The organism is Flagellimonas sp. (assembly GCF_965222555.1).
Classification (GTDB): domain Bacteria; phylum Bacteroidota; class Bacteroidia; order Flavobacteriales; family Flavobacteriaceae; genus Flagellimonas.
Map to the genome: position 1 here is coordinate 1,602,025 of NZ_CBDCUG010000005.1, position 14,006 is coordinate 1,616,030.

15 protein-coding genes are annotated in these 14,006 nt (G+C 39.0%); 8 read left to right on the forward strand and 7 right to left on the reverse strand.

Annotation, left to right across the window (positions count from 1 at the left end; translation table 11 throughout):
* Nucleotides 1-23: 23 nt before the first annotated feature.
* The gene (locus tag ACOQO1_RS15595) at nucleotides 24-302 is read left to right on the forward strand and encodes a F0F1 ATP synthase subunit epsilon (protein ID WP_420603811.1); all 279 of its coding nucleotides are present in this window, start codon (nucleotides 24-26) and stop codon (nucleotides 300-302) included.
* 93 nt (nucleotides 303-395) lie between these two features.
* On the opposite strand, the gene ACOQO1_RS15600 is transcribed toward ACOQO1_RS15595, so the two are convergent.
* The 4 genes from ACOQO1_RS15600 to ACOQO1_RS15615 all read right to left on the reverse strand — a co-directional run bounded on the left by ACOQO1_RS15600 (nucleotide 396) and on the right by ACOQO1_RS15615 (nucleotide 3,501).
* Nucleotides 396-599: a helix-turn-helix domain-containing protein gene (locus tag ACOQO1_RS15600; RefSeq protein ID WP_420603812.1), complete on the reverse strand. Its 204-nt coding sequence runs from the start codon at nucleotides 597-599 to the stop codon at nucleotides 396-398.
* Between the two features lie 2 nt (nucleotides 600-601).
* Nucleotides 602-1,114 carry a DUF2975 domain-containing protein gene (locus tag ACOQO1_RS15605; RefSeq protein WP_420603813.1) on the reverse strand — a complete coding sequence of 171 codons (513 nt, stop codon included), beginning with the start codon at nucleotides 1,112-1,114 and terminating at the stop codon, nucleotides 602-604.
* A 62-nt stretch (nucleotides 1,115-1,176) separates the two neighbouring features.
* On the reverse strand, nucleotides 1,177-1,704 hold the full coding sequence (locus ACOQO1_RS15610; protein ID WP_420603814.1) for a GNAT family N-acetyltransferase: 528 nt from the start codon (nucleotides 1,702-1,704) through the stop codon (nucleotides 1,177-1,179).
* The gene (locus ACOQO1_RS15615) at nucleotides 1,705-3,501 is read right to left on the reverse strand and encodes a M61 family metallopeptidase (protein WP_420603815.1); all 1,797 of its coding nucleotides are present in this window, start codon (nucleotides 3,499-3,501) and stop codon (nucleotides 1,705-1,707) included.
* Nucleotides 3,502-3,565: 64 nt separating this feature from the next.
* On the opposite strand from ACOQO1_RS15615, the gene ACOQO1_RS15620 reads away from it, so the two are divergent.
* From ACOQO1_RS15620 to bioD, 3 genes are read left to right on the forward strand one after another with little or no spacing between them, the layout of a single operon-like run.
* Nucleotides 3,566-4,720, forward strand: a complete 1,155-nt coding sequence (locus ACOQO1_RS15620) for an aminotransferase class I/II-fold pyridoxal phosphate-dependent enzyme (RefSeq protein ID WP_420603816.1) — start codon at nucleotides 3,566-3,568, stop codon at nucleotides 4,718-4,720.
* Nucleotides 4,713-5,096: a DUF2007 domain-containing protein gene (locus ACOQO1_RS15625; protein ID WP_420603817.1), complete on the forward strand. Its 384-nt coding sequence runs from the start codon at nucleotides 4,713-4,715 to the stop codon at nucleotides 5,094-5,096. The genes ACOQO1_RS15620 and ACOQO1_RS15625 overlap by 8 nt, the downstream gene beginning before the upstream one ends.
* Nucleotides 5,096-5,710: a dethiobiotin synthase gene (gene bioD, locus ACOQO1_RS15630; protein ID WP_420603818.1), complete on the forward strand. Its 615-nt coding sequence runs from the start codon at nucleotides 5,096-5,098 to the stop codon at nucleotides 5,708-5,710. The genes ACOQO1_RS15625 and bioD overlap by 1 nt, the downstream gene beginning before the upstream one ends.
* Here the strand turns inward: bioD and ACOQO1_RS15635 are convergent.
* A complete protein-coding gene (locus tag ACOQO1_RS15635) occupies nucleotides 5,702-7,186 on the reverse strand; it encodes an ArnT family glycosyltransferase (RefSeq protein WP_420603819.1) in 1,485 nt (494 codons plus the stop codon). The two genes, bioD and ACOQO1_RS15635, sit on opposite strands and share 9 nt — an antisense overlap.
* Before the next feature lie 52 nt (nucleotides 7,187-7,238).
* On the opposite strand from ACOQO1_RS15635, the gene bioA reads away from it, so the two are divergent.
* The 4 genes from bioA (at nucleotide 7,239) to ACOQO1_RS15655 (ending at nucleotide 11,859) form a co-directional block, all read left to right on the forward strand.
* Nucleotides 7,239-8,534 (forward strand): adenosylmethionine--8-amino-7-oxononanoate transaminase, encoded by a 1,296-nt coding sequence (gene bioA, locus ACOQO1_RS15640; RefSeq protein WP_420603820.1) that lies wholly within the window; start codon nucleotides 7,239-7,241, stop codon nucleotides 8,532-8,534.
* Between the two features lie 6 nt (nucleotides 8,535-8,540).
* A complete protein-coding gene (locus tag ACOQO1_RS15645) occupies nucleotides 8,541-9,719 on the forward strand; it encodes a beta-ketoacyl synthase N-terminal-like domain-containing protein (RefSeq protein WP_420603821.1) in 1,179 nt (392 codons plus the stop codon).
* Between the two features lie 109 nt (nucleotides 9,720-9,828).
* Entirely contained in the window at nucleotides 9,829-10,929 is a 1,101-nt protein-coding gene (bioB, locus tag ACOQO1_RS15650; protein WP_420603822.1) for a biotin synthase BioB, read from the forward strand.
* 60 nt (nucleotides 10,930-10,989) lie between these two features.
* Nucleotides 10,990-11,859, forward strand: a complete 870-nt coding sequence (locus tag ACOQO1_RS15655; protein ID WP_420603823.1) for a cupin-like domain-containing protein — start codon at nucleotides 10,990-10,992, stop codon at nucleotides 11,857-11,859.
* Between the two features lie 14 nt (nucleotides 11,860-11,873).
* On the opposite strand, the gene ACOQO1_RS15660 is transcribed toward ACOQO1_RS15655, so the two are convergent.
* Both ACOQO1_RS15660 and ACOQO1_RS15665 read right to left on the reverse strand, forming a co-directional pair.
* Nucleotides 11,874-12,344 carry a regulatory protein RecX gene (locus ACOQO1_RS15660; RefSeq protein ID WP_420603824.1) on the reverse strand — a complete coding sequence of 157 codons (471 nt, stop codon included), beginning with the start codon at nucleotides 12,342-12,344 and terminating at the stop codon, nucleotides 11,874-11,876.
* A gap of 53 nt (nucleotides 12,345-12,397) precedes the next feature.
* On the reverse strand, nucleotides 12,398-13,945 hold the full coding sequence (locus ACOQO1_RS15665) for an Rne/Rng family ribonuclease (RefSeq protein ID WP_420603825.1): 1,548 nt from the start codon (nucleotides 13,943-13,945) through the stop codon (nucleotides 12,398-12,400).
* Nucleotides 13,946-14,006: the final 61 nt, after the last annotated feature.

Genomic DNA, 14,006 nt, shown 5'->3' on the forward strand with positions numbered 1-14,006 from the left:
TGCGGGAATGACAGAAAAAGGAAATGTATTTAGAAATTGTATCACCAGAAGCCACTTTGTTCGCAGGAGAAGTAACCTCGGTTACCGTTCCAGGAATTAATGGCGAATTTCAAATGTTACAAAACCACGCACCCATAGTTTCTTTATTACAAGAAGGAGATGTTAAGGTGCAAGGAGATATCACTATTGAGGAAGATTTTCAGAGTAAATTTTCCAAAGGTGCAAATGGAGAAACTGTACTGTCCATTTCCAGTGGTACCATTGAAATGAAGGATAACAAAGTTATTGTATTGGCAGATTAACCAATTCAGGCATATAGAATAGAAAAGCCGCTCAGATGAGCGGTTTTTTTTATTTTCAGAAGTTAATGTCCCCTTGAGGGGACTTTTGGGGTGTCACTTCTGATATTCCAAAATATCTGCAGGTTGACAGTCTAGCTCCTTGCAAATTGCTTCCAACGTTGAAAACCGAATTGCCTTGGCTTTTCCCGTTTTAAGTATAGAAAGGTTAGCGGTGGTAATTCCAATTTTCTCTGCCAACTCATTGCTTTTCATTTTACGCTTGGCAAGTATCACATCTAAGTTTACAATAATGCCCATGATCAAATGGTTAAGTCGTTTTCAGATTGGACATTATAACCTTTTTTAAAGATGTAAGTCAAAAAAAGAGCAATCATTCCGAAGATTAATCCCAGTATAAGGTTATGTATGTCTTTATGATAGGGCTTTTCTAGAATAAGAAAATGGCTGAGAAAATATAAAATAGGACCAACCCCTAAATTTAAAATTGTAAAGTATTTCAGGTTCCGAATGGCTTTATTATTGAAAATAACTTTCTTGGTTAGGGCTTTAAAGATGTTGGATAATAAAAAGAAAAACAATACCCCAAAAATTAAACCTAGAGATAGGGTAAGAATAATGTTAAATTGATAGTCACCATGGATATAGCTTCCGGTAAGTGGAATATCCATACGATATCTTCCATTGCTTTGGGTGAAATTACCCGTTAAGAAAGAAATATCGACATAAATTGTAAAAAGTAAGGTTAATACTGAAACAATCAAGAATAGATAAGATAGTACTGTGGAAAAGGATTTTTGACCAAACATTTTCATCGTAAAGTTATTGTTTAACGATAACAAATATAATAAAATTATCGAAAAACAATAATAAATTATCACAAAACAACTAATATCCAATCTTTTCCATCTGAACTATACCTTTTGAGTTTCCTAAAACCAACAGCTTTATGTGCACAGATAGATCGTTGATTTTTAGCATCAACTTCGGTTATGATGGTATCAAAACCAGCGGGCAAGTTTTCCTTCATCGTTTCGTAGAGTCTTCTGAATACACCTTGACCTCTATGTGATTTGGCCACACAAATCTGTCCCATCACCATATAGTTGCTTTTACCCTTTACAACTTTGTAGATTTCATGGAACATAGGTTTGAGCACTTCAATACTTTCTGCAAATCTGGGGTGCATACAAAGGGCATAGCCTATCACTTTTTCATTGTTCAATGCAATCACATGACCGCACTCATCATTCATTTCTTTTAGAATTTCCAATGAATGTTCTACAGTTAAAAAACCTTCCAGTTCCTTTTCTTTATCCGTAAGGCTTTTGGGGAGATTTTGTTGCTGCAACAAAAGAATTTGTTCAAGATGATCAATTGTTGAAGCTTGGATATAGCGTATCATCTATTCACTTTTGAGCCATTCCTTTCGTTTTTTTAGCATATTGGCCGTAGGTTTTTGCCCCATATCTTCCATTAATTTTATGGAATAACTGGGACTGGGAGTCAAGACTATAGCTGCGGTTTTGGCATTTCCAAATCGAGAAAAGTTAACCTGCAGCGAATCACCGATTGCAAATTGCTTAAGATAATCAGCAAATCGCTGTCCCTTGGAGAAAGGAACACCATTAATATTTATAATAATATCCCCTTGACTCAATCCAGAATTGTATGCAGGACTTCCAATTTTAGGATTACTTGTAATAGCACCTTCCGTTCCGTCCTTATTTATGGAGACATAGGCGCCAAAATAGGGTTCTTCTTTCTTTTGTTTTAAAGCCACCCCAACAGATTTCATAAGTGAGGCATAGTCAGGCATTCCACTTTTATAGATATAGGTGTTGAAAAAATCATCCCCAAAGGCTTTCCCCGCGTACTCATTCAAAAGTGAATGTAAATCATTAATGGTATAGGGAATTTCTTTTTTTCCATACCGTAGCCACGCCAATTTCATATAATCATCCAAACTCAAACTATGTTGTCTAAGGGATAGATCCAATGCCAATCCCAAAACACTGCCATAAGAATAATAGGAGATAAAGGTGTTTTCCCGGTTTACGGGGTCAACTGAAGTGGCTGCATCCACAAAAGGAGCTTGATAGCTCATCTCAATGGGATTAAAAAACTGTCGTGCCGGGGAAGTCCAAACATAGTTGAAGTTACCGGCAAGCCCTTCCACGTATTCTTTAGGGGAAATAAGACCTGCCCTGCACAAGATCAAGTTGGTGTAGTAACTAGTAAAACCTTCAGCAAACCAAAGGGCTCCACTCATATCTGCAGCCTCAAAATCAAAGGGTTCCAAACTTTTGGGGCGAATACGTTCAACATTCCAAGCATGGAAAAATTCATGGGAAACCGTACCAATATTGCCTCTCATTCCCCCGTCTGCCAAACTTCGTGTGCCGGTTAAAATGGTGGAGTTTCGATGTTCCATTCCATCACCAGAGGCATTGGGAATATAGCAAGCTAAGAAAGTATAGGTGCCATAATCAAATTTTGGAAGCTCGCCATACACCTCCTTTTGTTCTAGCACAGTTTTCTTGACCTTTTCAAAATATTGATTTGCTTCTTCCTCTGTTCCATTATGGTGTAATGCCAGTTGAACCGTTTGTCCGTCAATTTCAAAAGATTTTAAGGTAAAATCACTGATTTCGGTTGGGCTGTCCATAAAATAGTACAGATTTGGAGCCATATATGTAGTTCCAGAAACCAAGGGCAATTGTGTGGCCACTTTCCAATTCAAATCTTCCCGAACATCAAACTCGACCTCGATTTTACGATTTTTTAAATCAGACACAAACATAAATGTTGCCGGAATGTTCAAATGCGCATGGGTCTCATCTATCTGTGCATATGTTCCGCCACCCCGATTGGCAAAAAGGATGTAACTGATATGTATGGTGCCATCATGGCCAGTTACTTCCCATTCATAGGGGTTAGGGCGATATACCTTTAGGGGATTTCCTTTACTGTCCATGGCTTTGAATCCGTACACATTTTTGGCAAATTCATGCAAGGCATATCTTCCGGGAGAGGTCCTGCTCATTCGAAATGAAACCGTATCCATGGTCAATTTGGGAAAGGTGGCTTCAATGACAGCCTCGTGATGCACGGCATTCTCAAATGAAATCTTATAGGTATTGGTTTGACCAGCTACAACCAAAACAAAAAATAGGGTTAGAAAGGTAAAAGGGACTCTCATCTTCTTATAAGTTTATTAAGGCTTAAATATAATGTTTAAGGATAGTAAATGCTAAATTTGTTCTATGTCAAAACTTCCCAAGAAGCTTGAACAAAAATTGGAAAAAAGGAGATTGGAAGATGCTCTAAGGGTTCTACTTGGGCAGCAGTCTCTGGTTGATTTTTCGTCTAATGATTATTTGGGTTTTGCTCAAAACAAGGAACTTGCAAAATTGACCGATGAGTTTTTGAAAGAAGTGGGATGGTCCAAAAATGGTTCCACGGGCTCTCGTTTGCTTACTGGGAATCACATTTTATATGATGAGCTTGAGGATTTTTTGCCAAAATATCATAATTCAGAATCGGCTTTGGTATTCAATTCGGGTTACGATGCCAATATTGGCTTTTTTTCCTCCATTCCGCAACGGGGCGATATCATTTTTTATGATGAATTGGTACATGCCAGCATTCGTGATGGTATTCAAATGAGCAATGCCAAGAGCTATAAGTTCAACCATAATGATTTTGAAAACTTATCAAAGGTCATTGAGCGAAGTCGAAATGACCTTATCAAGGACATGGAAATCTATGTCGTCACCGAATCTGTTTTTTCCATGGATGGTGATTCCCCGGATTTAGAGACTTTGGTAAGGTTTTGCGGTGAGAATAGTTGTCATTTAATTGTGGATGAAGCTCACGCTGTTGGAGTTTTTGGAGAAGGAAAAGGACTGATTTCTCAATTAGGCTTGGAAAAAGAGATATTTGCCCGAATTATTACCTTCGGTAAAGCTTTGGGAAGCCATGGAGCAGCAGTGTTGTGCAGCAATGCTTTAAAAACCTACTTGGTCAACTTTGCAAGAAGCTTGATATATACTACAGCACTTTCTCCGCATACCATAGCCTCAGTTTTGGTTGCCTATAGTTATATGATGAAGAATGGTGAAGTACAACGTAAAAAACTAAGATTCAATATTGATTATTTTAAGGCTCAGATTCAATCATTGGAGCTTGGAAAGATGTTCATTACGAGTGATTCAGCAATTCATTGTTTTGTGGTGCCTGGAAACGAAAAAGTAAAACAATTGTCCAAACGGTTATGGGAACAAGGTTTTGATGTGAAACCCATTCTTTCCCCAACGGTAAAAACGGGAGCGGAACGACTCCGATTTTGTTTACATTCGTACAACACAAAAGAGCAAATAGACAGCTTGTTTCAAATAATTGGAAGTAAAGATGAGTAAAGATTTGGTGACATTGGGAAGTTTTGAGTTTTTGGCAGATGTTCAAATTATCAAAGGCAGGTTGGAGGCTGAAGGTATTGAAGTTGTACTGAAGGATGCAAATACAGTTGGAGTAGAGCCATTTGCAAGCAATGCATTGGGTGGAATTAAATTGCAAGTGTTTAAATCTGATAAAGAAAGAGCCCAGGCTATTTTTAATGAAGTCCGGAATTATGCGGTAGATGAAAACGGGGTTCTTGTAAAATGTCCAAACTGTGGCGAGAGCAAATCTGAAACACATTATTTGAGAAACACCATATTCTATAAACTTTTCCCTTTTTTCGAATCCAAAAAGTACCGATGTACCCATTGTAACTTTATTACTAAACCGCAATAATGAATTTTTTTATCACCGGGATATCCACGGAGGTGGGCAAAACAATAGCTTCTGCCATAGTGGTAGAGGCACTTGAGGCAGATTATTGGAAGCCCGTTCAGGCAGGAGATTTGGATAATTCTGATAGCCATAAGATTCAAAATTTGATTTCGAACACAAAGACGAAAATCCATAAGAACAGTTATGCGCTGAATACGCCCATGAGTCCGCATGCAGCGGCGGAAATTGATGGAATTACCATCGAATTGGATAAAATCGTTCCTCCACAAACAGAAAATCATTTGGTCATTGAAGGTGCAGGCGGGTTATTGGTTCCATTAAATGATACCGATACGATTTTTGACATAATCCAACCGGATGACAAAGTCATTGTGGTATCTCGACATTATCTGGGAAGCATCAACCATTCCCTCTTGACCATTGAAAAACTTCAGGAAAGAAATCTGGAAATTGGCATCATTTTTAGTGGAGATGAACATCCGACTACCGAAAGCATTATTCTCAGCAAAACTGGAGTGACTTTTTTGGGTAGAATAAACGAAGAAGAAAATTTTGACAGGGAAATGGTCAAAAAATATGCTCATCAATTCAGGTCGGCACTTAAATCATTCTAATCGCTGATAGATAAGTCCTCTGTCAATGGTTTTAATCAAGGTATAGTTTTCAGCTAAGTATGAATCTATATAAGTATTAAATTCAATCAATTTTTTGTCAAATATTCGTTTCCCTTTTCGAGCCACGATGGTTTTTGGCTGTACGGTTTCCAAAATATATTTTAATTCTTGCATTCCAGTCTCTCTGGGATTCTTCATATACGGAAAAAGCTCTTCCCGGGCAATGCTACTGGGGTGCGTTGCTGCCTTGGTTGGAGGATGTTTCCCCAATACCCAATACCCGATATGGTATTCCGTGAAAAAGATGTTTTTGGTTTCAATGTTATTTTCAATGATATAATTGGGAACATCAATGCCCTCGCCATTAAAAAAGGAACCTTTTTTTAGCTTGTTGGAAACAACGTTGCCATATTCCAAATATGCTTCCATGGGAAGCAGAACTAAGAGAAAGGCAAAAGCAAGGGAATACTTTTGATTTATAGCGGGGAGCTTACTTACAGCAATACCTGTGGGAATCAAGATAAAGGGATATAGTTGAATCAGATAATGTCCATTTACCTTACCTGTCTGCATAAAAGAAAGCAAAACACCGATAACAATGGCAGTGAGCAATTGAATCGGTTTTGACTTGAAATCCACCACCTTTGACTTGAACCCTGCATATAACAATCCGGCAACGATGATCACGAAGGGCAGTGTTTTGACCAAGGAATGTTGTTTAGACCCTGAATAAGCAATGGGTGCCTCAAAAATAGATTCCCACCATGTTTGTAATTCTCCCTGTAGATAATAAGGTATAGCGGTTAAAATAATGAGAGCGATAAACCCTATTCCCATAAAACTGAGTTGTTGGAAACGCTGCCAAAATTGTTTGTTTGCCCATGACTTCCAGATTAGATAAATCACCAACGAGAGCAGCGGATAGGCCATGTTCAATTTTGACATTACGGCCAAGCCAAAGAGTAGACCAATTACGAAATACCATCCAATGCTTTCTTTAGAAAGTAGAAGATATACGCCAATCACAAAAAACAATGTGCAGATGTGTTCGGACATCACTCCTTGCAAACTTCCGAACATGCTCAATAGGAAAACACAGAAAACTGAGCACCAAAAACTTACTTTTTGCGAGGTAATCTGCCTTCCAATTCCATAGGTGAACAAGGCTGTCAGAGCAACCAGCACAACTCCAAAAAATCGGATAGCAATAAAGCTCTTGCCAAATATTTTAATGATAATCGCAAAAAATAAAAAGGTAATGGGCGGTTTCAGGTCCCAAAGCTGGGTATAGGGTAAATATCCATCTACCCAAGATTGCGCCATAATAATAAAGGTGCTTTCATCTCGATCTACATAGTCCCGAAAGAAAAAAGGGAATCGGATAAAGAAAGCAATCAAAAACAAGATTAGGAAAACCGTTTTCCAGTTTAAGTTTTGATAATTGGGAGTTAAAAATGAGATTGCTTTTTTAAGCACGGTTAGAGGGGAGTTTTTTGTGTTTTATTAGCATCTTTGCAAGATAGATAAATTGAAGCGTTTGACTAATCCAGTTACATCGGAAAAATTATCGGAAAGGGATAAAAAACACCTTTGGCACCCATTGACCCAACATAAGACACATCCTAATATGTTGGCCATATCCAAAGCTAAGGGAGCTTTACTTTTTGATGAGAACGGGAAGGAATACATTGATGGAATCGCATCTTGGTATACCTGTATGTATGGGCATTGCCATCCGCGCATTTTGGAAAAGGTGGGCCAGCAGATGCAGCAATTGGATCAGGTGGTCTTTAGTGGGTTTACCCATGAACCTGCGGTGAAACTGTCCGAGGCATTGATTAAGATTCTTCCAGAGAATCAAGAAAAGCTGTTTTTTTCAGATAATGGTTCCACCGCTACGGAGATTGGGATTAAGATGGCCTTGCAATATCATTTCAACAGTGGAGAAAAACGAAATGTATTACTGGCTTTTGAAGAGGGGTTCCACGGCGATACTTTTGGCGCCATGTCCGTTTCAGGACTTTCGGTCTACAATGGGCCATTTGAAGATTTTTTTATTTCGGTGGAAAGAATCCCGGTTCCGACCAAGGAAAACATAGCAGATATTTTGACTGATTTAAAAGTCAGGTTAAAAAGTAATGATGTTGCTGGCTTTATTTATGAACCTTTGGTTCAGGGCGCGGCAGCCATGAAAATGCATGATGCAGATGGACTTGATCAAATTCTTGCTGTATTAAAAGAACACCACGTGCTCACCATTGCCGATGAGGTCATGACCGGATTTGGCAAAACAGGAAAGCATTTTGCCTCTGATCATATAGCAACCAAACCCGACATTATCTGTCTTTCCAAGGCATTGACGGCGGGATTGGTTCCCATGGGATTGACAACCTGTACTGAAAAAGTGTACCAAGCATTTTATAGTGATGATATTGCAAAAGGATTGTTCCATGGTCATACCTACACGGCAAATCCCCTGGCGTGCACCGCTGCTTTGACCGCTGTTGAGTTATTGCAAACGGATGAAATCCAAAATAACATTCAGAACATTATCCGATGGCACAAAGCATTTGATGCCCAAATCAAAAATCATCCTAAAGTTGGTGCAACACGACACTTAGGAGTCATTTATGCATTGGATTTAGATGTGAAAATGGAGCGCTATGGGAATTTAAGGGATAAATTGTTCAAACATTTTATGGATAATGGGGTGTTTCTCCGTCCCTTGGGGAACACCATTTATATTTTGGCACCTTTCATTATCTCTAAGGAACAAATGGAAAAGATTTACTCAACCATTCAATCAGCATTGGAAATTGTGTAGTTTAATATGCTGAAAGAACCCATCTCCATAACAGCATTGTCCTCTATTTCGGCATTGGGAAGTTCTTCCGAAGAAGTGTGGAAGTCTTACTTGGATGAAAATCATTTTTTTTCGGAAATCAATGTTGGGAATCAAAAAGTTTGGGCTTCCAAATTGCCGAATGCTATAAAATCCTCACTAGCAGAGCTTCAAAATTCTGATTCCAAATATGCAGCTTTGGATGAAACTGCACTTTACGCCATGTATACGGCTAGAAAAGCAGTGGAGCGGGCAGGTTGGTGTTTCAACTCGGTCCAACAACCCAATTTTGGGGTCAATATTGGGTCGTCACGGGGGGCCACCTCACTTTTTGAAAAGTATCACCAAGAGTATTTGGAAAGTGGAAAATCTTCTACATTGTCATCTCCCACAACTACTTTGGGCAACATTTCCTCATGGGTAGCACATGATTTAAAAACCAAAGGCCCTGAAATCTCCCATTCCATTACTTGTTCCACAGCATTGCATGCTATGCTTAATGGGGTCGCTTGGATTCAAAGTGGAATGACGGATAAGTTTTTGGTTGGAGGAAGCGAGGCACCATTGACACCCTTTACCATTGCTCAAATACAGGCTTTGAAAATTTATTCAAAAGGGCAAGGGAAATATCCATGCAAGGCTTTGGATCTACAAAAGAAGAAAAACACCATGGTTCTTGGAGAAGGAGCTGGGATGGCCTGTTTGGAAAAAGGCAAAAAGTCCAATGCATTGGCCTTTGTAGACGGGATTGGATTTGCCACGGAACCCTTACAACATAATATTTCCATTTCAACAGACGCTCAGTGTTTTCAAGATTCCATGAAAATGGCCTTGGGGACTATGCATCCTGAGGAAATAGATGTTGTAGTGATGCATGCCCCGGGCACAATTAAGGGGGATTTGTCAGAAATTAATGCCATCGAAAAAATATTTTGTAACAAAACTCCATTTTTAACAACCAATAAATGGAAAGTAGGTCACACCTTTGGAGCTTCTGGAATCCTGAGCATGGAGATGGCACTGCTTATGTTGCAAAATCAAACCTACATTCAAACACCATTTTTAAAACAGAATGTTGGAACCAAACCAATTCAGAAGGTAATGGTCAATGCTGTGGGATTTGGTGGTAATGCGGTGAGTATTCTTTTAGGTCTTTCCAAAGGCTAATAATTTATTTGGGCATGTGATAATTATCATGGCCTTTTTCTTTTTAAGGTGATATTATTACAGCTTTTTGGGAAAAGACCTATTTTTGAACCTGATTTATACTCAACCCATGATTGCAGCACGACATAACTGGACCAAAGAAGAGATTTTGGAAATCTATAACAAGCCATTGATGGAATTGTTATACGAAGCGGCCACGATTCATAGACAGCACCATGATCCAAATACGGTACAGGTGTCTACCTTACTTTCTATTAAAACAGGAGGTTGCCCGGAAGATTGCGGATATTGCCCTCAGGCAGCAAGATACCATACGGAAATTGAAGGCAATGATCTTATGAGCGTACAGCAAGTGAAGGCACAGGCACTTCGAGCTAAGACTTCAGGAAGTTCTAGGGTATGTATGGGAGCTGCATGGAGAAATGTGAAGGACGGGCCAGAGTTTGACCAAGTATTGGAAATGGTGCGTACCATCAACAAGTTGGATATGGAAGTGTGCTGTACCCTTGGGATGTTGACAGAACACCAAGCAAAAAGGTTGGCAGAAGCTGGGCTTTATGCCTACAATCACAATCTGGATACTTCTGAAGATTATTACAAGGATGTGATTTCCACCCGTGCTTTTGAAGATCGATTGGAAACCATAGACAACGTTCGCAAGAGCAATGTGACCGTTTGCAGTGGTGGAATTATTGGAATGGGTGAAGCCTTGGAAGATCGTGCAGGAATGTTGGTGGCGTTGTCATCCCTTAATCCGCAACCTGAGTCGGTACCCATTAATGCCTTGGTGGCCGTTGAAGGTACACCTATGGAGGAGATGGAACCTATTTCAATCTGGGAAATGATCAGAATGGTGGCCACTACCCGAATTGTAATGCCTGAAACCCAGGTGAGACTGTCGGCAGGAAGAACCGATATGAGTAGGGAAGGACAGGCCATGTGCTTTTTTGCCGGAGCCAATTCCATTTTTGCAGGAGATAAATTACTGACCACTCCCAATCCTGATGTGAATGAGGATATGGAAATGTTCAAATTGCTGGGATTGAACCCACAAAAACCATTTACCAAAATTTCCCAGCCCAAAACTGTGGAAGCTGAGGACTCCAAACTTCAACCTTTGGGAGAAAAACCAAAATGGTCCCGCCCAGAGCACACCATTGAGCGTAATGAAGCGGCAAAGCAAAAAAAGAAATTGGTTTCCAAGGAATAGGACTACAAAAGCTGTTTAAAAACCTTTTATTATTTTAGCTGTTTCAAAATCATTGAAATTTTGGAGCTTAACCTTGACCAAATTCCTCGAGAAAAAACACTTTCCAAGAAAGCGTTTATCCAAAAGTATTTCAAACCTCAAAAACCAGTGGTCATAGAACGCTGTATTGAGGATTGGCCTGCATATTCTAAATGGAATCTTGATTATATCAGGGAAATAGCAGGGGATAAAAATGTTCCTTTGTATGATGATAGGCCGGTAAAGCATGATGAAGGGTTTAATGAACCTCATGCTAAAATGAAGATGAGGGACTATATTGATCTTTTGAAAAAAGAACCTACCAAGTATCGCATATTTCTTTGGAATGTTCTGAAAGAGGTCCCTAAACTTCAAAAGGATTTTAAATACCCTGATTTTGGACTGCGTCTGATGAAAGGATTGCCAATGCTTTTCTTTGGAGGGAGCAATTCCCACACCTTTATGCATTATGATATTGATTTGGCCAATATCTTTCATTTTCATTTTGAAGGAAAGAAGCAGTGTATCCTTTTTTCACAATCCGAGACCAAATTCCTATATAAAATTCCGCATTCATTAATTACAAGGGAGGATATAGATTTTGCCAATCCGGACTTGGAAAAATGGCCCGCCTTGAGGCACGCTAAGGGGCATATTGCCCATTTGGAACATGGCAATATGCTTTATATACCCGAAGGGTACTGGCATCATATGAAATATATTTCTCCTGGATTTTCAATGAGTTTGAGAGCAATACCTAGAAAGCCCCAAAACTTTGGAAGAGCTGTATATAACATCTTTTTTATGCGTCATTTTGATAATTTGATGCGTAAAATAAAAGGGCAAAAATGGATTGACCGGAAGAACGAAAAGGCAGTAGTGCGTACCCATCGTTTGTTGGCTGGGAAATAGCAATAGTTACAAACCTAAATCAATTCTTTCAACTTTTCATAGACCAGATTGCTCTCCCAACCACGATAAAGTAAGTAATCAGCTAGTTTCTTTTTTCTTTTTTGAGGATTGGATTCATGAATCTGTGCCAATCGTTTAAGCGCAAGTTCATTCAGAGTATTGTGATAGTCTTCCTCATTAATTTCCTTTAGTGCACTTTTGATATTGAATGTTGAAATTTGACGTTGTTTCAGCTCATTTACGATTCGATTCCTACCCCATTTTTTAATGTTGAACTTCCCTCTTGCAAAACTCTTGGCAAAACGTTCCTCATTTAAATAATTTTCTTGGATAAGATGCGCCATAATTTGATCGATGGCCTGGGGAATCATGCGCATCCCTTTTAATTTTTCCGAAACATCTTTATGGCAACGTTCCTGGTAAGCACAATAACGCTCCATTTTTTTTTGTGCTTCAGTTAGGGTGTAGGATTTGGAAGAATACATTTTTCAAATATATGAAACAAAAAAAGCGACCCCATTGCTGAGGTCGCTTTGTATTATCTAATTGTTCTACCGTCTTTGTTTTTAAAACGATACTCAAGGTATGTGTAGGCATCCCTTGGTTGGATTTTCACCCATTTTTTGTACTCCAAAAACCATTTGAAGCGCTGAGATGGAAATCCTTGGTTTAGGTATGCTGCAATAAAAGGATGAATGTTCAAAATAATACCATTATCCTTGTGATTGCCCTTCATGATTCGCTCTAGATCCACATTGATCTTATCGATTAAAACAATTGGGGCTTCCACTTCGGTACCTGAACCATTGGGGTTTTCCTCACTTGTTTTAATGTTCATTTCGGGACGTACCCTCTGCCTTGTAATTTGTACCAACCCAAATTTACTTGGAGGCAAAATTTTGTGTTTGGCACGGTCATCCTTCATTTCATCCCTAAGGTGGTCGTATAATTTTCTTCTGTGATCACCTTTGGTCATATCAATAAAATCAACAACAATGATTCCACCCATATCCCTAAGCCTAAGTTGACGAGCAATTTCTGAAGCTGCCAATAGGTTTACTTCCAAAGCAGTGTCTTCTTGGTTCTTGGCCTTGTTGGAACGGTTACCACTGTTCACGTCTATTACATGAAGTGCTTCGGTATGTTCTATTACAAGATAAGCTCCTTTGCTCATGGAGGCTGTTCGGCCAAAAGAGGTTTTTATTTGACGTTCGATTCCGAACTTTTCAAAAATTGGAGCTGAACCAGAGTAATGCTTTACTATGGATTCTTTTTGTGGTGCGATTTCATGCAAATAATCCTTGATTTGATTAAATAGGGTCTCATCATCAACATGAATTCCGGTAAAGGAGTCATTGAAAACATCCCGTAATATGGAAGAAGCTCTGTTAAGCTCTATCAATACTTTGGATGGATGAGGTGCCTTTTGCAATTTCTTGCACATTGCAATCCATTTGGATTGCAAATTCTGAAGATCTTTATCCAGTTCTGCAACTTTCTTGCCTTCTGCAACGGTACGAATGATTACACCAAACCCTTTGGGTTTAATACTCTTTACAAGTCGTATTAACCTGTCCTTTTCTTCCTTGCTCCCTATTTTTTGTGATACGGAAACACGGTCTGAAAACGGTACCATGACCAAATAACGTCCGGCTATGGAAAGCTCGGAGCTGATTCGTGGTCCTTTGGTGGAAATTGGTTCTTTTACAATCTGTACCAATAATGACTGATTGGCCTTAATAACTTCGTTAATACTGCCATTCTTGTCTATATCTTTTTCAAATGGAAAATCTTTTAGGGAATAGTCTTTTAGCTTTCCCGTTCTAATTTTTTTAATGAATTTCAGCATGGAGGACAATTGCGGACCAAGGTCATGGTAGTGCAGGAACGCATCTTTTTCATAACCTACGTTTACGAATGCCGCATTAAGGCCTGTGACGGGTTTTCTTATCTTGGCTAGGAAGATATCCCCAACGGAAAAGTTGTTGTCATCCTCGTCTTTGTGTAATTCAATTAGTTTTCCATCCTTTAGTAAGGCAAAATCGACTGCATCAGGACTAGATCTAACGATTAATTCTCTATTCACCTGAATCGATTTTTATTTATCCCATAATTTTAAGGGATAAATGATTAAACAATATATAGAA